Raw genomic sequence first — 22,935 nt, 5'->3', positions numbered from 1 at the left:
GGCGTGCTGGAAGCCTATCGCGCTCGACCTGGCACTCCCGACCGCGTGACCCCCGGCCCGTTCGGTCGTTGAACCAAACGGGGGAGCGCTCGCGCCACGCCCACCTGGGGGATCCGATGATCAGCAACACCGCGGGGAACCTCCCCGCCGAGACCACCGGCTTCGTCGGCCGGTCAGCCGAACTGGCGGAAGCCGTACGGTTGCTGACGCTTGCTCGGCTGGTCACCGTGGTCGGCCCCGGCGGCGTGGGCAAGAGCCGCCTCGCGCTGCGGGCCGCTGCGGCGGGCACGGCCACGCCGCCCCGCGACGGCGCCTGGGTGGTGGAGTGCTCACTCGTCAGAGATCCCGAACTGCTGGTCCACGCCGTCGCCGAGGCGTTGCGGGTGACCGACGGGACGGCCCGCCCCCCGGTCGACATCCTGACCGCGCACCTGCGCGAGCGCAGCCTGCTGCTGGTCCTCGACGGCTGCGAGCACCTGGTCGACGGCTGCGCGGCGCTGGTGGCCCGGCTGCTCGCCGCGGCCCCGGGGCTGCGGATCCTGGCCACCAGCAGACAGCCGCTGGGCGTCGGCGGGGAGCACCTGCTGCAGGTCCCGCCGCTGTCCACCGACGGTCCGGGCTCGGAGGCCGTCGAGCTCTTCGTCCAGCGGGCCGCCGCCGTAGTGCCCGGCTTCGCCCTCACCGACGCCAACCGGGAGGCGGTGACCGCGCTCTGCCACCGGCTCGACGGCATCCCGCTGGCGCTGGAACTGGCCGCGGGCCGGCTGCGGGTGCTCGGCGTCGAGCAGATCACCGAGCGGCTCAACGACCGCTTCCGGGTGCTCACCGGCGGCTCGCGCAGCTCCCTCCCCCGGCACCAGACCCTGCGCACCGCCATCGGCTGGAGCCATGAGCTGTGCACCCCGGCCGAACGGCTGCTCTGGGCCAGGGTCTCGGTCTTCGCCGGCGGCTTCGACCTCGACGCCGCCGAGTACGTCTGCGCGGGCGACGGGCTGCGCGCCGACGAGGTGCTCGACCTGCTCTCCGAACTGGTGGCCAAGTCGATCGTGCTGCGCGAGGAGGACGCCCCCGACCGGGACCCCTCCCGCGCGGCGCGCTACCGCCTGCTGGACACCCTGCGCGAGTACGGCGCCCGCTGGCTCAGGGACGCCGGCGCCGAGCCGCTGCTGCGGCGGCGCCACCGCGACTGGTACCTGGGGCTGGCCACCTGGGGCGAGATCGAGTGGTTCAGCGCCCGGCAGGTGCAGACCAGCGACCGCACCCACCTCGCCCAGGCCAACCTCCGCGCCGCACTGGACTACTGCCTCAACGAGCCCGGCGAGGAGCAGATCGCCCAGTTCCTCACCGGGACGCTGTGGTACTTCTGGGTCGGCTGCGGGCACCTCGGCGAGGGCCGGCACTGGCTGGAGCGCGCGCTGGCCCTGTCCGACGAGCCCACCGAGGCCCGGGCCAAGGCCCTGTGGGTCACCGGCTACATGGCGACGCTGCAGGGCGACCTCGGCGCGGCCCGTCCGCTGCTGGAGGAGTGCCACCGGCAGGCGCTGGCGACCGGCGACGACCGGGCGCTGGCCTACGCGGTGCACCGGCAGGGCTGCGCGGCGCTGATCGGCGACGACCTCACCCGCGCCGCCGAGCTGTTCGAGGAGGCGCTCTGGCACTACGAGAAGCTGGGCGAGCTCAACAGCAATGTCGTCATGGCGATGTTCGAACTGGGCCTCGCCCTGATCTTCCAGGGCGACGCGGCCGGCGGCGAGACCTGGATGGCCAAGGTCATGGACGTCTGCGAGGAGTTCGGCGAGCAGTGGGCCTACGCCTACGGGCTGTTCGCCTCGGCGTACTCGCAATGGCTGCTCGGCGATCTGCAGACGTCCCGGGAGCACGCCCGGACCTGCCTGCGGATCAACCACACCTTCCGCGATCTGGTGGGCGTGGCCCTGGGCATGGAAATGCTGGCCCTGCTCGCCACCGAACCGGACGAGGACGGCGCCCCGGGAGACCTGGCCGAGGCGCGGCTGCTCCAGGGCGCGGCGAACATGATCTGGCGCAAGGTCGGCATCCCGCTGTTCGGCTCGCGCAGCTTCAACGCGGCCCACGCGGCCTGCGAGGTGCGGGTCCTGGGCGCACTCAGCGAGGAGCAGTCCGCCGAGTCGTACCGCCAGGGCGCCCAACTCGACCTGGACAGCGCGGTGCGGCGCGCCCTGCGCGGCGGCTCCGACTCCGACGGGGGCGGTCCGCCCGGCGGCGAGGTCCCCGGCCCGCGCCCGGTGCCCACGACCCCGCGCAGTCCGGCGCCCGCGGACGCGTGAGCGCCGGGCCGGTCCCCCTTGCGGGAGGCCGGCCCGGCGCTCACTGGATGCCCTGCGGGTACTACCTGCGGATCAACGCGAGTAGTACTCGACGACCAACTGCTCGTCGCAGATGACCGGGACCTCGCGGCGCTGCGGCGCGCGGTCCAGACGGAAGGCCAGGGCCTTCAGGTTGACCTCGAGGTACTTCGGGGTCTGGCCCTCGCCCGCGTTGCCACCCTCACGGGCGACCAGGAACGGGGTCTTCTCCTTGGAGCGCTCGCGGACCGTCACCACGAAGCCGGGCTTCAGCTGGAACGACGGGCGGTTGACCTTGCCGCCGTTGACCTCGATGTGGCCGTGGACGACCATCTGGCGGGCCTGGTAGATGGTGCGGGCGATGCCCGAACGCAGCACCAGGGAGTCCAGACGGGTCTCCAGCTCGCTGATCAGCGCCTCGCCGGTCTTGCCCTCGACCTTGCGGGCACGGTCGAACGCGCGGGCCATCTGGGTCTCGCTCAGGTCGTACTGAGCGCGCAGACGCTGCTTCTCGACCAGACGGACCTTGTAGTCCGAGTTCTGCTTGCGGCCACGGCCGTGCTGGCCGGGCGGGTAGGGGCGCGCCTCGAAGTACTTGACGGACTTCGGGGTCAGCGGAATGCCCAGGGCACGGGCAATCTTGACCTTGGGACGCTTCTGGTTCGCCATGAACCAAACCTCATCTCACTGTGCGATCGGCTCACCACTGTTGAAGGAGGTCGCTTCTCGCGGTCCGGGACAGCCAGTCGCCGGAACCGGGCACAAAGTGCAGCACACGACAGGCCCACCATCCGTGAAGGCATAGTGGGCTGCACGCGACACCCGAAGGGTGCGCAACGCTCCTGGAGCCGCTCCTTGCGGAGTGGCTCCCTGTATGACGTCCCGCTGGTGACGCCGGGCTCTCACCCGGACCACGGGACATCTCGCTCGCGCCAGTCTAGCGGACCGGTACTGGTGCCCATGACCGGGGTGCTACTGACCAGCCAGCTTCTTGCGCACCCAGTCCGCCACGTCCGCGTAGCGCGCCTCGGCCCCGTGCCGACCGGGAACGTAGTAGTGCTTCCCGGCGATCGCGTCCGGTGCGTACTGCTGCGCGGCCACCCCGTCCGGCAGGTCGTGCGGATAGACATAGCCCTGGGCGTGGCCCAGCTTCTTCGCCCCCGCGTAGTGGCCGTCCCGCAGATGCGGCGGAACCGGACCCGCCAGACCCTTGCGGACGTCCTCCAGGGCGGCAGCGATGGCCGTGGTCGCGGAGTTGGACTTGGGCGCCAGGGCGAGGGCGATCACCGTGTGCGAGAGCGTGAGCGAGGCCTCCGGGAAGCCGATCATCGCCACCGCCTGGGCGGCGGCCACCGCGAGCGGCAGGGCGTTGGGGTCCGCCAGCCCGATGTCCTCGCTGGCCGAGATCATCAGCCGCCGGGCGATGAACCTGGGGTCCTCCCCCGCCTCGATCATCCGCGCCAGGTAGTGCAGCGCCGCATCGACGTCACTGCCCCGGATCGACTTGATCAGCGCGCTGGCCACGTCGTAGTGCTGGTCGCCGTCCCGGTCGTAGCGCACCGCCGCCTTGTCCACGGCCTGCTCGACCGTCTCCAGCCGGATCTCCGCCTCGCCGAGCGCCAGCGCCGTACCGGCCGCCGCCTCCAGTGCCGTCAGCGCCTTGCGGGCGTCGCCGCCGGCGATCCGCACCAGATGGTCCTCGGCGTCCCCGGCCAGCGCCAGCGCGCCGCCGAGCCCGCGCTCGTCGGTGACGGCCCGGTGCAGCAGCTCCCTGATGTCGTCGTCGGTCAGCGACTCCAGCGTCAGCAGCAGCGAGCGCGACAGCAGCGGTGAGATCACGGAGAAGAAGGGGTTCTCGGTGGTGGCCGCGATCAGCGTCACCCACTGGTTCTCGACGGCCGGCAGCAGGCTGTCCTGCTGGGCCTTGCTGAAGCGGTGGATCTCGTCGAGGAAGAGCACGGTCTCCCGCCCTGACATCCCCACCTCGCGCCGTGCCGACTCGATGACCGCGCGGACCTCCTTCACCCCCGCGGTGATCGCCGACAGCTCCACGAAGCGCTTCTCGGTGGCCTGGCTGATCACATACGCGAGCGTGGTCTTCCCGGTCCCCGGCGGCCCGTGCAGGATCACCGAGGAGGAGGCCGCGGGCCCGCCCGCCCGCTCCACCAGCCGCCGCAGCGGCGACCCCGGGTTCAGCAGCCGACGCTGTCCGGCCACCTCGTCCAGGCTGCGCGGCCGCATCCGCACGGCCAGCGGCGAGCGGCCGGGCTCGGCGGCTTTCCGCTCCTCGGCGGCGGCGGTGAACAGGTCTGGTTCCACGGTCCGACCCTACTGCCTGCCACTGACACCCCGGCCGACCCGGCCTGCTCAGCGGGGCCGGTAACACAGCTCCGGCCGCCCGACGTTGCCGTACTGCGGTTCGCGGACCACCCGGCCGGTCTCGACCAGGTACTCCAGATAGCGGCGCGCGGTGATCCGGGAGACCCCGGCCGCCGTGCCGACCGCGGCGGCCGCCAGCCCGACGTCCGACGCGCGCAGGACGGCGGCGACGGCCTCCAGGGTGGCGCCGGTCAGCCCCTTGGGGAGGGTGCTGCGGTCCGCCGAGCGCAGTTCGGCGAAGGCCTGGTCCACCTCGTCCTGACCGAGCGCCTCGCCCTCCCGGGCCAGCGAGGCCCGGTAGCGGGCGTAGCGCTCCAGGCGGCTACGCAGCGAGGCCGCGGCGAAGGGCTTCAGCAGGTACTGGACCACCCCGACCGAGACCGCCTGGCGCACCGTGGCCAGATCGCGGGCCGAGGTGACGGCGATGATGTCGGCGCCGTGGCCGCCGGCCCGCAGCCGCCGGCAGAGGTCCAGGCCGAAGCCGTCGGGCAGGTAAAGGTCGAGCAGCAGCAGCGCGACCGGGGCGCCCTCGGCACGCCGGCGCTCCAGGAAGCGCAGCGCCTCCGCGGCGCTGTGCGCGGTGCCGACGCAGCGGAACCCGGGGGTGCCGGAGACATAGAGCGCATGCGCGTCCGCGGCGACGGGATCGTCCTCGATCACCAGCACATCAATGGTCGGGGCGCCGGTCATCCGAGCACCCCCGCCGTGCGCTGCAGCGGGATCCGGACGGTCAGCACCGCGCCGGCCCCGGCCGGGCTCTCGGCCACCACCGTGCCGCCGTTGCGGCGCGCCGTCTGCGCGACCAGGGCCAGGCCGAGGCCGCGTCCCGAGTGCTTGGTGGACCAGCCGCGCCGGAACACCTTCTGCACCGCGTCCGGATCGATCCCGCGGCCGGTGTCGGCGACACGCAGCAGCAGCTCCCCGGAGCCGTTGCGGGCCGTGACGGTGACCTCGGGCGGCCGCGGGGACTCGGCCGCCCCCTCGATGGCGGCGTCCATGGCGTTGTCGATGAGGTTGCCCAGCAGGGTGACCAGATCCCGGGCGCCGACGGCGCCGGCGAGCGAGTCGTCGATCAGGCTGTCCTCGGTGAGGGTGAGCTCGACCCCCCGCTCGGCGGCCTGCGCGGCCTTCCCCAGCAGCAGCGCGGCCAGCACCGGTTCGCTGACGGCGCCGACGACCCGGTCGGTGAGCTGCTGCGCGAGTTCCAGCTCGGCGGTGGCGAACTCCACCGCCTGCCGGTGCCGGCCCAGTTCGATCAACGAGACCACGGCGTGCAGGCGGTTGGCCGCCTCGTGCGCCTGGGCCCCGAGCGCGTCGGCGAAGCCGCGGACCGAGTCGAGCTCGCCGGAGAGCGCCTGCAGCTCGGTGTGGTCGCGCAGGGTCACCACCGTGCCCAGGGCGGGCCCGGCGCCGATGGCTGACGTGTTGACGACGACCACCCGCTCGGCGGTGAGCTGCACCTCGTCACGCAGCGCGTCCTGGCCGGCGATGGCCGCGCACAGTGGCTCCGGCAGCCCCAGGTCCCCGAGCGGCCGGCCCTCCACCTCCCCGTCGAGGGCGAGGAGTTCACGGGCGGCGTCGTTGCACAGCAGCACCGTGCCGCCGCGGTCGAGCAGCAGCAGGCCCTCGCGTACGGAGTGCAGCGTGGCCTGGTGGTACTCGTAGAGGTGGCTGAGCTCGGCCGGACCCATCCCGTGGGTGTGCCGGCGCAGTCGCCGGTTGGCCAGCCAGCTGCCCAGCGCGCCCAGCAGCAGCGCGGATACCGCCACCAGCACGAGGGTGACGACCGGCCCGGTGAGCTGCTCGGAGATGGACTGCAGGGTCAGTCCCACGCTGACGACGGCGACGACCGTGCCGTGGTCGTCCAGGACCGGGGTGACCACCCTGACCGAGGGGCCGAGGGTGCCGGTGTAGGTCTCGGTGAAGGTGCGGCCGGCCAGGGCGGGGAGGTAGTGCCCGAGGAAGGGCTTGCCGATCTGGGCCGGGTCGCGGTGCGCCAGCCGGATGCCGTGGGTGTTCATGATGGTCACGAAGTCGACTCCGGAGTCCACCCGTACCCGCTCCGCGTAGGGCTGCAGCACGGCGGTGGGGTCGGCCGACAGCATCGCCTGGCGCGTGGTCGGCGCGTCGGCGACGGCCCGGGCGACGGAGGTGACCTGGCGTTCGGCCGAGGTCTCGGTGCGGTCGCTGATCAGCCAGTACGCCAGCACCGCGCCCGCGGCCACGACCAGCACCACGATCAGCACCTGGACCGCGAAGAGCTGCCCGGCGAGGCTCCGGGCGGGTCGGGGGCGCTGACGCGGTGGCGGGGACATGAACCAAAGTGTGCCTGCTCCCCGGCCGCCTGCGAACCCGGCCGCCGTGAACACTATGAACGCAAACGTGACGCACGCCACGCCCGCGCCGATAGTCGTCGCACCGGCCCACCACCTGGGGACGGCACCGTATGACCGGCAAAGGAGCCGCAGCATGACCTCCGAGGCAACCGCAGCAGCACCATCCGCGGGCAGACGTCCGGGCGGCCGTACCCACATCCTGTACCTGCTGGTGATCGCGGCTGTGATCGCCGGCATCGTGGTGGGCCTGACCGCGCCCTCGTTCGCCGTGCAGTTGAAGCCGATCGGCACCGGCTTCGTGAACCTGATCAAGATGATGATCAGCCCGATCATCTTCACCACGATCGTGCTGGGCATAGGTTCGGTGACCAAGGCCGCCAAGGTGGGCAAGGTCGGCGGCCTGGCCCTGGGGTACTTCCTGGTCATGTCGACGGTGGCGCTGACGCTGGGCCTGGTCGTCGGCAATCTGCTGACCCCCGGCAGCGGACTGCACCTGACCGCCGCACTGGCCAAGTCCGGCCATGCGCAGGCGGTCGTGGGCGCCGCCCAGGGCACCAGCGAGTTCCTGCTCGGCATCATCCCCACCACCCTGGTCTCCGCCCTGACCGGCGGTCAGGTGCTGCAGACGCTGCTGGTCGCCCTGCTGGTGGGCTTCGCCCTGCAGTCGCTGGGCCCGGTCGGCACGCCGGTGCTCACCGGCCTGGAACACCTCCAGCGGCTGATCTTCAAGATCATGTCGATGATCATGTGGGTGGCCCCGATCGGCGCGTTCGGCGCGATGGCCGCCGTGGTCGGCGCCACCGGTGTCGCCGCGCTGAAGAGCCTCGCCGTCATCATGCTGGGCTTCTACCTGACCTGCGCGATCTTCGTCCTGCTGGTGCTCGGCACGCTGCTGCGGCTGGCCGCCGGGGTCAACATCTTCCTGCTGCTGCGCTACCTGGGCCGGGAGTTCCTGCTGATCCTCTCCACCTCCTCCTCGGAGAGCGCGCTGCCCCGGCTGATATCCAAGATGGAGCACCTGGGCGTGAGCCGCCCGGTCGCCGGCATCACCGTGCCGGCCGGCTACAGCTTCAACCTGGACGGCACCGCGATCTACCTGACCATGGCCTCGATCTTCATCGCCGAGGCGATGGACAAGCCGCTCTCCCTGGGTGAGCAGATCTCGCTGCTGCTCTTCATGGTCATCGCCAGCAAGGGCGCCGCCGGCGTCACCGGCGCCGGCCTGGCCACCCTGGCCGGCGGCCTGCAGTCGCACCAGCCCGCCCTGGTGGACGGCGTCGGACTGATCGTGGGCATCGACCGCTTCATGTCCGAGGCCCGAGCCCTGACCAACTTCGCCGGCAACGCCGTGGCCACCGTCCTCATCGGCCACTGGACCAAGGAACTCGACCACGCCCGGCTCGACAAGGTACTCAGCGGCGCACTCCCCTTCGACGAGAGCACCCAGATGGCACAGCCCGAACCGGCGGACCAGCCGGCGCCGACGCTCGACCCTGCGCTGGTAAAGGCGAGTTGAGCACACAGGCCGTCAACGCCTGTGCCCCGCCCGGTCCTTGGACCGGGCGGGGCACAGGCGTCAGCTGTCAGGCCTCGGGCTGCTCGCTCTTGGGCTTGGCGTCGACGCCGGCCTCCTTGCGCTGCTGGGCGGTGATCGGGGTCGGGGCGCCGGTGAGGGGGTCACCGCCGGTGCTGGTCTTGGGGAAGGCCATCACGTCGCGGATGGTGTCGTAGCCGCCGAGCAGGGCGACCAGCCGGTCCAGGCCGAGGGCGATGCCGCCGTGCGGCGGGGGGCCGTAGTCGAAGGCGTTGAGCAGGAAGCCGAACTGGGACTGGGCCTCCTCCTCGCTCAGGCCGATCGCGTCGAAGGCGCGCTTCTGAACGTCCTTCTGGTGGATACGGATCGAGCCACCGCCGATCTCGCTGCCGTTGAGGACGAGGTCGTAGGCGTTGGAGAGGGCGTTGCCCGGGTCCTTGTCGAAGGTCTCCAGGGACTCGGCGGTGGGCGCGGTGAAGGGGTGGTGCACCGCGTGCCAGCCCTGGAACTCGCCCTTGTCGTCCTCGATCGGCTCGAACATCGGGAAGTCGACGACCCAGAGGAACGCCCACGCCGACTCGTCGATCAGGTCGCAGCGGCGGCCGATCTCCAGACGGGCGGCACCGAGCAGCTCCTGGGACGGGGTCTTCCTGCCCGCGGCGAAGAACACCGCGTCGCCGGGCTCGGCGCCGGCCGCGGCGGCCAGGCCGGACAGGTGGGCCTCGGAGAGGTTCTTGGCGACCGGGCCGCGGAGCGAGCCGTCCTGGTCCACCAGGATGTAGGCCAGGCCGCGGGCGCCCCGCGCCTTGGCCCAGTCCTGCCAGGCGTCCAGCTGCTTGCGCGGCTGCGAGGCGCCGCCGGGCATCACCACGGCGCCCACGTAGGGGGCCTGGAAGACGCGGAACTCGGTGCCGGAGAAGTACTCCGTCAGGTCGGTCAGCTCGTTGCCGAAGCGGACGTCGGGCTTGTCCGAGCCGTAGCGGGACATCGCCTCCGCGTAGGTCAGCCGGGGCAGCGGGGTGGGCACGTCGTAGCCGTGCACCTCGCCCCAGATCCGGGTGATCACCTTCTCGCCCAGCTCCAGGATGTCCTCCTGGTCCACGAACGAGGCCTCGACGTCGAGTTGGGTGAACTCCGGCTGGCGGTCCGCGCGGAAGTCCTCGTCCCGGAAGCAGCGGGCGATCTGGTAGTACCGCTCCATGCCGGCCACCATCAGCAACTGCTTGAACAGCTGCGGCGACTGTGGCAGGGCGTACCAGTGGCCGGGCTGCAGCCGGACCGGGACCAGGAAGTCGCGGGCGCCCTCGGGGGTGGAGCGGGTGAGGTACGGGGTCTCGATGTCGAGGTAGCCGTTCTCCTCCATCACCGTGCGGATCAGGTGCGTGGCGCGCGAGCGCAGCCGCAGCGCCCTGGCCGGGCCCTCGCGGCGCAGGTCGAGGTAGCGGTAGCGGAGCCGGACCTCCTCGTTGACCGAACCCGGCTCGTACTCGGCGACCTGGAACGGCAGCGGCGCGGCCTCGGAGAGCACGGTCAGCTCGCTGACCACGACCTCGATCTCACCGGTCGGGATCTCGGTGTTGGCGTTGCCCTCGGGGCGGATCCGGACGTCGCCGACCACCTTGACGCACCACTCGGAGCGCAGCTCGGACACCGCCTCCAGGTCACGGACCACGACCTGGACCGTGCCGGAGGCGTCACGCAGATCGATGAAGGCGACACCGCCGTGGTCGCGGCGGCGGGCGACCCAGCCTGCGAGGGTCACGGTGGTGCCGGCGTGCTCCGGGCGGAGCGTGCCGGCTTCATGGCTGCGGATCACGAGAGCTTCTCCTTGAGGGTGGTGACGAGAGCGTCCAGGGCGACCGGGGTCTGGTCACCGGTGGTGAGGTCCTTGAGCTGGACCAGGTCGTCGGCGAGATCCCGCTCCCCAGCGACCAGCGCGTAGCGCGCGCCGGAGCGGTCGGCGGCCTTCATCGCGGCCTTGAGTCCCTTGCCGCCGTAGGCGATGTCGGCGGAGAGTCCCTCGCGGCGCAGCTCGGTGACGGCCCGGAACAGCACGGCGCGGGCCTGCTCGCCGAGCGGCACCGCGAAGACGTCGGACGCGGCCGGGCTCGGCAGCTCGATGCCCTCGGCCTCCAGCGCGAGCACGGTGCGGTCCACACCCAGCGCCCAGCCGACGGAGGGCAGCGCCGGGCCGCCGATCATCTCGGACAACCCGTCGTAGCGCCCGCCGCCGCCGACGGCCGACTGGGAGCCCAGGCCGTCGTGCACGAACTCGAAGGTGGTGCGGGTGTAGTAGTCGAGCCCGCGCACCAGCTTGGTGTCGTCCTCGAAGGCGACGCCGGCGTCGGTGAGGATCGACCGGACCTGCTCGTGGTACGCCTTGCAGTCCTCGCACAGGTAGTCGACCAGCATCGGCGCGCTGACCAGCTGCTTCTGCACCTCGGGCCGCTTGTCGTCGAGCACCCGCAGCGGGTTGAGCTCGGCCCTGCGCACGGTGTCGGCGTCCAGGTCGAGCCCGCGCAGGAAGTCCTGCAGCGCGGCGCGGTAGACCGGGCGGCACTGCTTGTCGCCGAGGCTGTTCAGCAGGATCCGGAAGTCGCGCAGGCCCAGCGAGCGGTAGGCGTCGAAGGCCAGGATGATCAGCTCGGCGTCCAGCGCCGGGTCCTCCGCGCCGATGGCCTCGGCGCCGACCTGCCAGAACTGGCGGTAGCGGCCCTTCTGCGGCTTCTCGTAACGGTACTGGGAGCCGGAGTACCACAGCTTGACCGGCAGGTTGCCGGCCCGGTGCAGGTTGGCCTCCAGGGTGGCCCGCAGCACCGAGGCGGTTCCCTCGGGACGCAGCGCCAGGTTGTCGCCGCCCAGCGTGGTGAGGGTGAACATCTCCTTGCTGACGATGTCGGTGGACTCGCCGACGCCGCGCGAGAAGAGGTTGATGTCCTCGAACACCGGGGTCTCGATGTAGCCGTAACCGGCCCGGCGCAGCGGGGCCGCGATCGCCTCACGGACCGCCAGCACCGTGGCGGCGTCGGCGGGCAGGATGTCGTAGGTGCCCTTCGGGGCCTGGAAAGAGCTGCTCACGTCTCGTCTCGAATCAGATGCCCCGGCGCACTGCGCCAGGCTCGGCAGAGTCCGCGCCCGCCACCTGGAGCAGGTAGGGGTTGCTCGCGCGCTCGCGGCCGATGGTGGTCTGGGGGCCGTGTCCGGAGAGCACCACGGTCTCGTCCTGGAGCGGCAGGCACACGCGGGCCAGCGACTTCAGGAGGGCGTCGTGGTCGCCCCCGGGGAGATCGGTGCGTCCTACGGAGCCGGCGAAGAGCAGGTCGCCCGAGAACAGCACCGGGGGCAGCTCCGGTGCGGCGGGGGTCCTGAAGGTCACCGACCCCCCGGTATGGCCGGGGGCGTGGTCGACGGTGAGCCGGAGCCCGGCGAGCTCCAGCACGCTGCCGTCCTCCAGGATCCGCAGGTCGTCCGGCTCGCCGACGGTCAGCTCGCCCATCAGCTGCGCCCCGAAGGCCCGGCCGAGGGCCCGCTCCGGGTCGGCCAGCATGTAGCGGTCCTCCGGGTGGATCCAGGCCGGGATGCCCCTCGCCCCGCAGATCGGCATCACCGAGGCGACATGGTCGATGTGTCCGTGGGTGAGCACGACGGCGACCGGCTTGAGCCCGTGCTCGCGGACGGCCTCCTCGACCCCGGCGGTGGCCTGGTGGCCCGGGTCGACTATCACGCACTCCTCGCCGGGCCCGGGGGCGACCAGGTAGCAGTTGGTGCCCCAGGCCCCGGCGGGGAATCCGGCGATGAACACGTGAGTCCTTGATTGTCCTGGCTGTACACGGTGGAAGTCTGTGCGCAGCCTACCGGCGGGGCAGGGACGATCGCGAACCCGTTGTTCGCCGGGGGCCCGGGAGACCGCTTGTTGGGACCTGACATCCCGTTTAAAGAATCCATCCCTACACTGAGCGGCCAACGGGTACGAAGATCCCCCGCACGGGCTGCGGCGGAAGCGAAGGAGTGACGGTCGGTGGCACCCAACGACAGGCCAAGCAAGCCCCTGCCCAAGGACAAGGAGAAGCGGCGGCGGGAGCTGGAGCGGCTCAAGTACGAACGCCAGGTGGCGCGTCGTCGGGAGTCTGTGAAGCGGACCCGCAGGAACAGCGCGATCGTGGGCGCGTCGGTGCTCGTGGTGGCCGGGATCGCGGGCGGCGCCTGGGCGGCGAGCGGTGCGGGCGACAAGCCCAAGAAGGCAGCAGCAGCGGCCACGGCCTCGGCCGCCGCGACGGCGAGCGCCAGTGCGACGGCGGCCGCGGCCGGTTCCGCGCATGTCACCGGCTGCACCACCCCCGCCGCAGGCAAGGCCACCACCCAGCAGTGGAAGACCGAGCCGGCCCTGACCATCGACACCAAGTCGACCTACACCGCCACGATCGCCACCAACTGCGGCCCGATCACCATCAAGCTGGACGCCGCAGCCGCGCCGCACACCGTCAACTCCTTCGTGTACCTGGCGAGCCAGCACTTCTTCGACCATGTCACCTGCCACCGGCTGACCACCGCCGGCATCTACGTCCTGCAGTGCGGCGACCCGACCGGCACCGGCTCCGGCGGCCCCGGCTACAAGTTCAAGGACGAGAACCTGACCGCCTCCTCGATCAAGGGCGGCGTCTACCCGGCGGGTACCGTGGCGATGGCGAACTCCGGCGCCAACACCAACGGCAGCCAGTTCTTCCTGGTCTACAAGGACAGCACGCTGTCCGCGAGCTACACCCCGTTCGGCACCATCACCGGGGGCCTGAGCACCCTGCAGAAGATCGCCGCGGCGGGCACCAACAACGCCAACGGCACGGGCGACGGCGCCCCGCTGCAGACCGTCACGATGAACACCGTGACGACCGCGAAGAGCTGACGGCGCGCGGGACAGTTTTCGCCGCCGGGATACGGACAGCACCGGTGCCGGTCGCCTATGTTGGCGTCTTGTAGGGTGCGTGGTCCCGGCGGCGGACTGTTGGTTGATGGGCCGGCCGGGCAATGAACTGTGGACGGTGGCTCTCCCCCAGGGCGAAGGGCCACCATATGGAGGAGGCGCTGTGACCAGCGACCCGTGGGGCCGTGTCGACGACGAGGGGACCGTCTACGTGCGGACGGCCGATGGCGAACGCGTCGTCGGCTCGTGGCAGGCAGGCTCCCCCGACGAGGCTCTCGCCTACTTCACCCGGAAGTACGAGGGCATCGGCGTCGAGATCGGTCTGCTGGAGCGCCGGGTCCGCACGACGGACCTGGCGACCAAGGACGCCATGACCGCCATCGAGCACCTGCAGGCGCAGGTGGCCGAGGGTCACGCGGTCGGCGACCTGGATGCCCTCGCCAAGCGCCTGCAGGCGCTGGTCGGCGAGGTGGACAGCCGCCGCGAGGAGCGCAGGGCGGCCCGGGTGAAGGCCCAGGAGGAGGCCAGGACCGCCAAGGACGCCCTGGTCGCCGAGGCGGAGCAGCTGGCGGAGTCGACGCAGTGGCGTGACGCCGGGGACCGGCTGCGTGCGCTGGTGGACACCTGGAAGGGCCTGCCGCGGCTGGACCGCAAGTCCGACGACGAGCTGTGGCACCGCTTCTCGCACGCCCGCTCGACGTTCTCCAAGCGCCGCAAGGCCCACTTCGCGACGCTGGACCAGCAGCGGGACGAGGCCCGCCAGGTGAAGGAGAAGCTGGCGAAGGAGGCCGAGGCGCTGGCGTCCTCGACGGACTGGGGAGCGACGGCGGCCCGCTACCGCGAGCTGATGACGGAGTGGAAGGCGGCGGGGCGCGCCCAGCGCGAGGCCGAGGACGAGCTGTGGGGCCGGTTCCGGGGCGCGCAGGATGTCTTCTTCCAGGCCAGGTCGGCGGTGTTCGACGAGCGGGACGCGGGGGAGCGCGAGAATCTCGTGCTCAAGGAGGCGCTGGTGGTCGAGGCCGAGGCGCTGCTGCCGGTCGGCGACCTCAAGGCGGCCAAGGCGGCCTACCGGTCGGTGGCGGAGCGGTGGGAGGAGATCGGCCATGTGCCGCGCGACGCCCGGCCGAAGCTGGAGGGGCGGCTGCACACGGTGGAGCGGTCGATCCGCGAGGCCGAGGAGGCCGAGTGGCAGCGCAGCAACCCCGAGGCGAGGGCTCGTGCCGAGGGCATGACGGGTCTGCTGCAGGCCGCCGTCGACAAGCTGGAGCAGCAGATCGCCGCCGCGCAGGCCCGCAACGATGCTTCGCGGGTGGCCAAGCTGGAGAAGGAGCTCGAAGGCCGGCGTGAGCTGCTGGAGCAGGCACGCAAGGGCTTGCAGGAGTTCGGGGGCTAGCCTTCCGGCACGCGGCCCGGTTGCACTACCAGGGGCGCGGGGAACTGCGCGACCAGCCCTCTACGGAGGTGCACGGTTGCTCGCGCAGTTCCCCGCGCCCCTATCTGGTTGCAACTGAGCCGCTTGCCGAACCTAGCGCGACCTCGCCGAGGTGACCCGGTACACGTCGTACACGCCTTCCACCCCGCGGACGGCCTTGAGCACGTGGCCGAGGTGCTTGGGGTCGCCCATCTCGAAGGTGAAGCGGCTCATCGCCACCCGGTCGCGGGACGTCTGGACCGCCGCCGAGAGGATGTTGACGTGCTGGTCCGAGAGGACCCGGGTGACGTCGGAGAGGAGCCGGGACCGGTCCAGCGCCTCGACCTGGATCGCGACCAGGAAGACCGAGGACTGGGTGGGGGCCCACTCGACCTCGACCATGCGTTCCTGCTGCTGCGCCAGCGCGTCCACGTTGACGCAGTCGGCACGGTGCACCGAGACGCCGTTGCCGCGGGTGACGAAGCCGACGATGGGGTCGCCCGGAACGGGCGTACAGCAGCGGGAGAGCTTGACCCAGACGTCGGCGACGCCCTTGACGACCACGCCGGGGTCGGCCGCGCTGCGGCGGCTGCGGCGGCCGCTGCTGGGCGACGGCGTCGTGGTCTCGGCGATGTCCTCGGTCGCGCCCTCCTCCCCGCCCAGGGCCTGGACCAGCTTCTGCACGATGGTCTGCGCGGAGACATGGCCCTCGCCGATCGCGGCGTAGAGCGAGGAGATGTCCGGGTAGCGCATCTCGTGCGCCAGCGTGACCAGGGAGTCGCCGGTGAGGATGCGCTGCAGCGGCAGTCCCTGCTTGCGCATGGCCCGGGTGATGGCCTCCTTGCCCTGCTCGATGGCCTCCTCGCGGCGCTCCTTGGAGAACCAGGCGCGGATCTTGTTGCGGGCCCGCGGTGACTTGACGAAGCCCAGCCAGTCGCGCGACGGAGCGGCGTTGGCGGCCTTGGAGGTGAAGACCTCGACCAGGTCGCCGTTGTCCAGGGTGCTCTCCAGCGGGACCAGGCGGCCGTTGACGCGCGCGCCGATGGTCCGGTGGCCGACCTCGGTGTGGACGGCGTAAGCGAAGTCCACCGGGGTGGCGCCGGCGGGCAGCGCTATCACGTCGCCCTTGGGGGTGAAGACGAAGACCTCGTTGTTGGACAGGTCGAAGCGCAGCGACTCCAGGAACTCGCTGGGGTCCTCGGTCTCCTTCTGCCAGTCCAGCAGCTGCCGCAGCCAGGCCATCTCGTTGACGGTGTCGGCCTTGGCGCCCTTGCCGGTGGGGGTGTCGGTGCGGACCTTGGAGGTGCCGGCGACGGCCTGCTGCTTGTACTTCCAGTGCGCGGCGATGCCGTACTCGGCGCGGCGGTGCATGTCGAAGGTGCGGATCTGCAGCTCGACCGGCTTGCCGCCGGGGCCGATGACCGTGGTGTGCAGCGACTGGTACATGTTGAACTTGGGCATGGCGATGTAGTCCTTGAACCGCCCCGGCACCGGGTTCCACCGCGCGTGAATGGTGCCCAGCGCCGCGTAGCAGTCGCGGACGGAGTCGACCAGGACCCGGATGCCCACCAGGTCGTAGATCTCGGCGAAGTCGCGGCCGCGCACGATCATCTTCTGGTAGACGCTGTAGTAGTGCTTGGGGCGCCCGGTGACGGTGGCCTTGATGCGGGCGGCCCGGAAGTCGCCGATGACCTGGTCGGTGACGGTGGTCAGGTACTCGTCGCGCTTGGGCGCGCGTTCGGCGACCAGCCGGACGATCTCGTCGTACATCTTGGGGTAGAGGATCGCGAAGGCGAGGTCCTCCAGCTCCCACTTGATGGTGTTCATGCCCAGCCGGTGCGCCAGCGGGGCGTAGATCTCCAGGGTCTCCCGGGCCTTCTTCTCCTGCTTCTCCCGCTTGAGGTAGCGCATGGTGCGCATGTTGTGCAGCCGGTCGGCGAGCTTGATGACCAGGACGCGGGGGTCCTTGGCCATGGCGACGACCATCTTGCGGACCGTCTCGGCCTGGGCGGCCTCGCCGAACTTGACCTTGTCCAGCTTGGTGACGCCGTCGACCAGCATGGCGACGGTGTCGCCGAAGTCGCGGCGCAAGGTCTCCAGGCCGTAGTCGGTGTCCTCGACGGTGTCGTGCAGCAGCCCGGCCATCAGCGTCGGGGTGTCCATGCCCAGCTCGGCCAGGATGGTCGCGACGGCGAGCGGGTGGGTGATGTACGGGTCGCCGCTCTTGCGCTTCTGGCCGCGGTGCCAGCGCTCGGCGATCTGGTAGGCCCTCTCCAGAGTGACCAGGTCGGCCTTGGGGTCGTTGCCGCGGACGATCCGGAAGAGCGGTTCGAGGACCGGGTTCAGCGCGCTGCTGCGCTGCCCGCCGAGACGGGCCAGACGGGCCCGTACCCGGCTGGGAGAGGGCGCGCCGGGGCGCGGGCCCTGCTGCGCCTCCTTCGTCGCCTCTCGGACGGCTGGAGTGGGGGCGGGGGCACCGTCCTGCGCGCTGGCAGTGGTGGGCACGACCTCTTCCGGCAAGTGCACTCCTCGAGCATGGGCCCCACGCGTTCAGTGGCGGGGACTCCTCATGGTACCGAGCGCGGGCGGGCCACCGTTTGTTCCGGTGACCCGCCCGCATCGGTCCTGCTGTGTGCCGTCCACCACTAGAGAGTGATGATCGCGTCCAGGGGGGCTTCGCCCAGGTGGGGCAGCAGCCGCTCGCGGCCGCCGAGGAAGCCGAGCTCCATCAGCACCGCCACGCCGGCCAGCTCGCCCCCGGCCCGGCGGACCAGGTCCAGGGAGGCCTCGACGGTGCCGCCGGTGGCCAGCACGTCGTCGACCACCAGCACCCGCTCACCGGGGACGAAGGCGTCGCACTGGACCTCTATCACCGCCGAGCCGTACTCCAGGTCGTAGGCCTGGCTGAAGCACGGCCCAGGCAGTTTGCCCTCCTTGCGGACCGGGACGAAGCCCGCGCCCGCGGCGTAGGCGGCCGGGGCCGCCAGGATGAAGCCGCGCGCCTCGAGCCCGACGACCTTGGTCGCGCCCAGGGCCCGAGCCCGTGCCGCCAGGTGGTCGACCAGGGCGGCGAAAGCCACCGCGTCGTCCAGCAGCGGCGCGATGTCCTTGAAGACCACTCCGGGCTTGGGGTAGTCGGGGACGTCGCGGATCCGGGAGGCCAGCAGTGCGGCCAGGTCGTCGGTGCTCATCGGGTGCTACTTCCTCTTGCCGGGGGCCCGGCGGTCGTTGCGACTGCGGTTCACCGGCTGGCGCCGGGGACCCGTGACGCCGCCGCCACTGCCGCTGCTGACCGGCACGTTGTCCTGCTCGGCCTGATCGGCCTGGTCCAGGACGACGCCTTCCGCCGCGGCCTTGGCCTCGGCGGACCGGCGCTGCCGGACCTTCTTGGCCAGGGCGATGTTCTCCGGCTGCTTCTCCTTGAGCCAGGCCACCATCGGAGTGGCGACGCAGATCGAGGAGTAGGCGCCGGCGCTCAGACCGACGAACAGCGCCAGCGAGATGTCGTTCAGGGTGCCGGCGCCGAGCAGGCCGCCGCCGATGAACAGCAGCGACGCGACCGGCAGCAGCGCCAGCACGGTGGTGTTGATCGACCGGACCAGGGTGCTGTTCAGCGACTGGTTGGCCGCGTCGCTGTAGGTCAGCCTGGACTGGGTGCCCAGCTTCTTGGTGGCGTCCTTGAGGCCGTCGAAGACCACGACGGTGTCGTAGAGCGAGTAGCCGAGGACGGTCAGGAAGCCGATCACCGTGCCGGAGGTGACCGTGAAGCCCAGCAGGGCGTAGACACCGACCGTGATCACCATGTCGTGCACCAGCGCGACCAGGGCGCCGACTGCGAGCCGCCACTCGAAGGCGACGGCGAGGTACAGCGTCACCAGCACCATGAAGGCGATGATCCCGTAGAGCGCCTTCTTGCTGATGTCCTGGCCCCAGCTGGCACCGATCATCTGGGTGCTGATCTGGCTGGACGGGACGCCCAGCTGGGAGGTGATCTCCGTGATCGCCTTCTGCGTGGTGACGTTCTCGGCGGCGCTGATCTGGATGGTGATCTGCTTGCCGGAGCTGCTGCTGGAGGACTGGACCACGGAGGAGTTGTCGCCGGTGATCTTGTTGGCGACGGTCTGGGCCTGGCTGACGGTGACCCCGGGCTTGGAGATCGTGTAGATCTCGCCGCCCTTGAACTCGATGCCGAGGTTCAGGCCGCGCAGGCCGAGGCCGAGGATCGCCGCGAGCAGGATCACCCCGGAGAGGGTGACCCAGAGCTTGCGCCGGCCGACGAAGTCGAAGCTGAGCTCGCCGGTGAAGAGCCGGTGGCCGATGTTGCCGAAGCGGGACATCTGGTCAGGCCTCCTTGGTCTCGACGGGACGGCGGCCGCCGCGCAGCGGGGGCCTTACACCCAGCCGCTTGGGGTCGAGCCCGGACATGGGATGACCCTCGGCGAAGAACTTCCGGCGGGCCAGCAGGGTGATCAGCGGCTTGGTGAACAGGAAGATCACCACGACGTCGAGCAGGGTGGTCAGCCCCAGGGTGAACGCGAAGCCCTGGACCTTGCCCACCGTGAAGAAGTACAGCACCGCGGCGGCCAGGAACGACACGAAGTCGGCGACCAGGATGGTGCGCCGGGCCTTGGGCCAGGCCCGCTGCACTGCGGGGCGCAGCGAGGAGCCGTGCCGCAGTTCGTCGCGGATTCGCTCGAAGTAGACGACGAAGGAGTCCGCGGTGATACCGATGGCCACGATCGCGCCGCAGACCGCCGGCAGGTTCAGCGCGAACCCGATGGTCGCTCCGAGCAGGCACATGATCGCGTAGGTCAGCACGGCGGAGACCGCGAGGCCGGCGATGGCCACCAGGCCGAGGCCCCGGTAGTACAGCAGCGAGTAGAGGATCACCAGCGCCAGACCGATGGCGCCGGAGACCAGACCCGCGGTGAGCTGGCTGCTGCCGAGCTCGGGCGAGACCGTGGTGACGTCCTGCTTGCTGAAGTCCAGCGGGAGCGCACCGTAGCTCAGCACGTTGGCCAGGCTGGTCGCCTGCTGCTGGGTGAAGCTGCCGGTGATCTGCGCCTGACCACCGGTGATCGCCGTGGAGACGGAGGGGGCGGACTGCACCTTGCCGTCCAGGACGATCGCGAACTGGTTCGCCGGGGTCGTGTTCTTGGCCAGCTTGGTCGTGACGGCGGTGAACTTCGACCCTCCGCTGCCGGTGAAGCTCAGGTTGACCTGCCACTGCCCGTTCTGCGTGCTGATGCCGGCCGAAGCACTGCTGATGTCGGTGCCGGGGACGGCCACCGGGCCCAGCGCGTACTTGATGTAGTAGCCGGCGCCGGCGTCCGAGGAGCAGGCGACGGCGTCCTTGGTCTGGTCGGTCTGGTGGTCGACGCGCTGGTTCTGCTTCGAGCAGTCCAGGTTGGCGAACGCCGTCGTGAGGTCCGCCGGGACGGTGCCGGTGGTGAGGGAAGCGGCTGCCGCCGCTGCGGAACTCGACGCGGCAGCCGCGGCGGCGGCGCTGCTCGTGGCGGTGGCGGTCGACTTTGCCGTGGCGCTGGCGCCGGCCTTGGCGGTGGCGCTCGCCGACGGCGTCGCCTTGGTCAGGTCACCGGTGACCGCGTCGCCCTGGGTCTTGGTGGCGGACGGAGTCGCGGCGGCCGATCCCGAGGTGGCGGCCTTGGCCTGGGTGCTCGCCGCGGCACTGGCCGAGGCGGAGGCGGAGGCGGTTTTCGAAGCGCTGGCGCTGGCACTGGCCGAGGAGGAGACCGTGACGCCCGACGGAGCCTCGGCGAGGACCGGACGGAAGTACAGCTTCGCGGTCGTGCCGACCTCGTCCTCGATCTGCTGGGTGTTGTTCCCCTTGGGGATCGTCACCACGATCGTGTCGCTGCCCTCGGTCTGTACGGTGGCCTCGGAGACGCCCATCCCGTTGACGCGCTGCTGCAGGATCGAGACGGCCTCGCTCATGCTGGTGCTGTTGACAGCGCCGGGGTTGTTCTTGGGCGGAACCGCCTTGAGCGTGACAGTGGTGCCACCTGCAAGGTCGACGCCGAGGCGGGGGGTCGTGTTCCCGGTGGCGAACATGATGGCCACCAGGGCCAACGCCGCCGCCAGGATCAAGCCCATCGCGCGCCCCGGGTATCCGTCACGGGGACGGGATTTCGGTGATGCCACCTTCTCGTTTCTCTCTGTCCATGCCGTGGGTGGGTCGCGCCACCACCGCCGGGGGTCCGGCGGACAGGGGATGGCGCGGCCACGACGCAGCGGTCCGTTGGGGCCGTCCGGGGTGAGTGGCCCCGGCGTGTCTGCCGTAAGGGGCAGGCTACTTGGCGGCTACGCCCTTGTCAGCCGCGGGCTCTGCGTCTTCCTTCACCTCTGCCTCGGCCTTCTCCAGGGAAGGCGCCTTGTCCAGCTCGACCGGGGCCTCGTCGGCCACGACCACGGCCTGCGCGTCGCCCTCGATCTCGTCGACGCCGTCCTCGTCCGCCTCGTCCGCGAGCTCGTCACCGTGGACGATGCGGTTGTACTCAGCCCCGTCCATGACAACGGCAATGGCGTTCTTCGCGTAGATGGCGTGGACGCCGGGGGCGACCTCCAGCTCGACGGAGTCCTCGTTCACGGCCTTCACCAGGGCGTACATGCCGCCGATGGTGCGGATACCGGAACCGGGCTCCATCTTGTTGCGCATCTCCGCGGCCTGCGCCTGCTTCTTCTTGGCAGAGCGGGTCATCAGGAACATCGCGCCCATCATGACGACGATGATGACGAGGAATGAGGAATTCACGGCTGACAGGGTCCTTTGCGAGGCCGCAAGGGAAGCGGCCGGTCTTTTCGGTGGCGGGCCGTCCGAAAGGGAGCGGCAACGGCGGAGTCTAGGCGACCCGCCTTGGAGGGACAACGTCAAGCATGTCATCCCGGTTCCGACGAAAGCGAGTAGCAGGGCCCGCTTCCCTGTGAGTCAGCCCTCCGAAGCCCCTCCGAAGAGGTCCTGCTGGGCTGGCAGGGAGGTGTGCGGCGGGGCGGGCGGGGGCGTGAGGCCGAGGTGCTGCCAGGCGGCGGCGGTGGCGATCCGGCCCCTGGGGGTGCGGGCCAGCAGGCCCTCGCGCACCAGGAACGGCTCGGCGACCTCCTCCACCGTCTCGCTCTCCTCCCCCACCGCGACGGCCAGGGTCGACAGGCCCACCGGGCCGCCGCCGAAGAGTTTCAGCAGGGCGTGCAGCACGGCGCGGTCCAGCCGGTCGAGCCCGCGCTCGTCCACCTCGTACACCGCCAGGGCCGCCTCGGCGATCTCCTTGGTGATCTCGCCGTCATGCCTGACCTGCGCGAAGTCCCGGACCCGGCGCAGCAGCCGGTTGGCGATCCGGGGCGTGCCCCGGGAGCGCCCGGCGATCTCCGCCGCGCCCTCCGTGTCGATGCTGACGTCGAGCAGGCGTGCGGAGCGGTGTATGACGCGCTCCAGTTCGACCGGTGCGTAGAACTCCATGTGGCCGGTGAAGCCGAAGCGGTCCCGCAGCGGCGGGGGCAGCAGGCCGGCCCTGGTGGTGGCGCCGACCAGGGTGAACGGCGGCAGCTCCAGCGGGATGGCGGTGGCGCCGGGGCCCTTGCCGACGATGACGTCGACCCGGAAGTCCTCCATCGCCATGTAGAGCATCTCCTCGGCCGGACGGGACATCCGGTGGATCTCGTCCAGGAAGAGCACCTCGCCCTCGGTGAGCGAGGAGAGGATCGCGGCGAGGTCGCCGGCGTGCTGGATGGCCGGACCGGAGGTGATCCGGATCGGGGCGTTCATCTCCGCCGCGATGATCATCGAGAGGGTGGTCTTACCGAGGCCGGGAGGCCCGCTGAGCAGGACGTGGTCGGGGGTGGCCGCGCGGTGCCTGGCCGCCTGGAGCACCAGCGACAGCTGCTCGCGGACCCGCTCCTGACCGATGAACTCGCCCAGGTCCTTGGGGCGCAGCGCGGCCTCGACGGCGCGGTCCTCACCGTCGGCGGCGGAGGAGACGGCCGACGAGGTCTCGTCGTAGGGGCTCATGGGGGGCTGCTCC

The 22,935-nt window shown here is 71.1% G+C and carries 17 protein-coding genes; 4 read left to right on the top strand and 13 right to left on the bottom strand.

Annotation, left to right across the window (positions count from 1 at the left end):
- Positions 1–116 precede the first annotated feature (116 nt).
- Positions 117–2,306, top strand: a complete 2,190-nt coding sequence (locus ABH941_RS03370; protein ID WP_370126998.1) for a regulator — start codon at positions 117–119, stop codon at positions 2,304–2,306.
- 72 nt (positions 2,307–2,378) lie between these two features.
- Here the strand turns inward: ABH941_RS03370 and rpsD are convergent, their stop codons facing one another.
- The 4 genes from rpsD to ABH941_RS03350 all read right to left on the bottom strand — a co-directional run bounded on the left by rpsD (position 2,379) and on the right by ABH941_RS03350 (position 7,018).
- Entirely contained in the window at positions 2,379–2,993 is a 615-nt protein-coding gene (gene rpsD, locus ABH941_RS03365; protein WP_030248757.1) for a 30S ribosomal protein S4, read from the bottom strand.
- Positions 2,994–3,296: 303 nt separating this feature from the next.
- Entirely contained in the window at positions 3,297–4,643 is a 1,347-nt protein-coding gene (locus ABH941_RS03360; RefSeq protein ID WP_370126997.1) for a replication-associated recombination protein A, read from the bottom strand.
- A gap of 48 nt (positions 4,644–4,691) precedes the next feature.
- Complete coding sequence (locus ABH941_RS03355; protein ID WP_370126996.1) at positions 4,692–5,393, bottom strand: response regulator; 702 nt, start codon at positions 5,391–5,393, stop codon at positions 4,692–4,694.
- Entirely contained in the window at positions 5,390–7,018 is a 1,629-nt protein-coding gene (locus ABH941_RS03350; protein ID WP_370126995.1) for an ATP-binding protein, read from the bottom strand. The genes ABH941_RS03355 and ABH941_RS03350 overlap by 4 nt, the downstream gene beginning before the upstream one ends.
- Before the next feature lie 154 nt (positions 7,019–7,172).
- On the opposite strand from ABH941_RS03350, the gene ABH941_RS03345 reads away from it, so the two are divergent.
- Positions 7,173–8,555 carry a cation:dicarboxylate symporter family transporter gene (locus ABH941_RS03345; protein ID WP_370126994.1) on the top strand — a complete coding sequence of 461 codons (1,383 nt, stop codon included), beginning with the start codon at positions 7,173–7,175 and terminating at the stop codon, positions 8,553–8,555.
- 67 nt (positions 8,556–8,622) lie between these two features.
- Here the strand turns inward: ABH941_RS03345 and aspS are convergent, their stop codons facing one another.
- Genes aspS through ABH941_RS03330 form a run of 3 tightly spaced genes read right to left on the bottom strand, consistent with a single transcriptional unit; the run spans position 8,623 to position 12,375 of the window.
- Complete coding sequence (gene aspS / locus ABH941_RS03340; protein ID WP_370126993.1) at positions 8,623–10,389, bottom strand: aspartate--tRNA ligase; 1,767 nt, start codon at positions 10,387–10,389, stop codon at positions 8,623–8,625.
- Positions 10,386–11,651, bottom strand: a complete 1,266-nt coding sequence (gene hisS / locus ABH941_RS03335) for a histidine--tRNA ligase (RefSeq protein ID WP_370126992.1) — start codon at positions 11,649–11,651, stop codon at positions 10,386–10,388. The genes aspS and hisS overlap by 4 nt, the downstream gene beginning before the upstream one ends.
- 13 nt (positions 11,652–11,664) lie before the next feature.
- Positions 11,665–12,375 carry an MBL fold metallo-hydrolase gene (locus tag ABH941_RS03330; RefSeq protein WP_370126991.1) on the bottom strand — a complete coding sequence of 237 codons (711 nt, stop codon included), beginning with the start codon at positions 12,373–12,375 and terminating at the stop codon, positions 11,665–11,667.
- Positions 12,376–12,591: 216 nt separating this feature from the next.
- On the opposite strand from ABH941_RS03330, the gene ABH941_RS03325 reads away from it, so the two are divergent.
- Positions 12,592–13,473 carry a peptidylprolyl isomerase gene (locus ABH941_RS03325; RefSeq protein ID WP_370126990.1) on the top strand — a complete coding sequence of 294 codons (882 nt, stop codon included), beginning with the start codon at positions 12,592–12,594 and terminating at the stop codon, positions 13,471–13,473.
- 181 nt (positions 13,474–13,654) lie between these two features.
- Positions 13,655–14,884: a DUF349 domain-containing protein gene (locus ABH941_RS03320; RefSeq protein ID WP_370126989.1), complete on the top strand. Its 1,230-nt coding sequence runs from the start codon at positions 13,655–13,657 to the stop codon at positions 14,882–14,884.
- A 132-nt stretch (positions 14,885–15,016) separates the two neighbouring features.
- On the opposite strand, the gene ABH941_RS03315 is transcribed toward ABH941_RS03320, so the two are convergent.
- From ABH941_RS03315 to ruvB, 6 genes are all read right to left on the bottom strand, one after another.
- Entirely contained in the window at positions 15,017–17,428 is a 2,412-nt protein-coding gene (locus ABH941_RS03315; protein ID WP_370126988.1) for a bifunctional (p)ppGpp synthetase/guanosine-3',5'-bis(diphosphate) 3'-pyrophosphohydrolase, read from the bottom strand.
- Between the two features lie 119 nt (positions 17,429–17,547).
- Positions 17,548–18,093 (bottom strand): adenine phosphoribosyltransferase, encoded by a 546-nt coding sequence (locus ABH941_RS03310; RefSeq protein WP_370126987.1) that lies wholly within the window; start codon positions 18,091–18,093, stop codon positions 17,548–17,550.
- 6 nt (positions 18,094–18,099) lie between these two features.
- A complete protein-coding gene (secF, locus tag ABH941_RS03305; protein WP_370126986.1) occupies positions 18,100–19,239 on the bottom strand; it encodes a protein translocase subunit SecF in 1,140 nt (379 codons plus the stop codon).
- Between the two features lie 4 nt (positions 19,240–19,243).
- Entirely contained in the window at positions 19,244–21,016 is a 1,773-nt protein-coding gene (gene secD, locus ABH941_RS03300) for a protein translocase subunit SecD (RefSeq protein ID WP_370126985.1), read from the bottom strand.
- Between the two features lie 196 nt (positions 21,017–21,212).
- Positions 21,213–21,641, bottom strand: coding sequence for a preprotein translocase subunit YajC (gene yajC, locus ABH941_RS03295; RefSeq protein WP_370127076.1), 429 nt, complete (start codon positions 21,639–21,641; stop codon positions 21,213–21,215).
- A gap of 207 nt (positions 21,642–21,848) precedes the next feature.
- Positions 21,849–22,922 (bottom strand): Holliday junction branch migration DNA helicase RuvB, encoded by a 1,074-nt coding sequence (gene ruvB / locus ABH941_RS03290; protein ID WP_370126983.1) that lies wholly within the window; start codon positions 22,920–22,922, stop codon positions 21,849–21,851.
- Positions 22,923–22,935 lie beyond the last annotated feature (13 nt).

The organism is Streptacidiphilus sp. EB103A, assembly GCF_041261405.1.
GTDB lineage: Bacteria > Actinomycetota > Actinomycetes > Streptomycetales > Streptomycetaceae > Streptacidiphilus.
This window is presented reverse-complemented; position numbering and strand designations above follow the sequence as displayed.

What these genes read in the sequence shown, in the direction of transcription:
- ABH941_RS03370 (WP_370126998.1), top strand. Translation starts at nt 117, where the DNA reads ATGATCAGCAACACCGCGGGGAACCTCCCCGCCGAGACCACCGGCTTC.
- rpsD (WP_030248757.1), bottom strand. Translation starts at nt 2,993, where the DNA reads ATGGCGAACCAGAAGCGTCCCAAGGTCAAGATTGCCCGTGCCCTGGGC.
- ABH941_RS03355 (WP_370126996.1), bottom strand. Translation starts at nt 5,393, where the DNA reads ATGACCGGCGCCCCGACCATTGATGTGCTGGTGATCGAGGACGATCCC.
- ABH941_RS03350 (WP_370126995.1), bottom strand. Translation starts at nt 7,018, where the DNA reads ATGTCCCCGCCACCGCGTCAGCGCCCCCGACCCGCCCGGAGCCTCGCC.
- ABH941_RS03345 (WP_370126994.1), top strand. Translation starts at nt 7,173, where the DNA reads ATGACCTCCGAGGCAACCGCAGCAGCACCATCCGCGGGCAGACGTCCG.
- ABH941_RS03310 (WP_370126987.1), bottom strand. Translation starts at nt 18,093, where the DNA reads ATGAGCACCGACGACCTGGCCGCACTGCTGGCCTCCCGGATCCGCGAC.
- secF (WP_370126986.1), bottom strand. Translation starts at nt 19,239, where the DNA reads ATGTCCCGCTTCGGCAACATCGGCCACCGGCTCTTCACCGGCGAGCTC.
- secD (WP_370126985.1), bottom strand. Translation starts at nt 21,016, where the DNA reads ATGGGCTTGATCCTGGCGGCGGCGTTGGCCCTGGTGGCCATCATGTTC.
- yajC (WP_370127076.1), bottom strand. Translation starts at nt 21,641, where the DNA reads ATGATGGGCGCGATGTTCCTGATGACCCGCTCTGCCAAGAAGAAGCAG.
- ruvB (WP_370126983.1), bottom strand. Translation starts at nt 22,922, where the DNA reads ATGAGCCCCTACGACGAGACCTCGTCGGCCGTCTCCTCCGCCGCCGAC.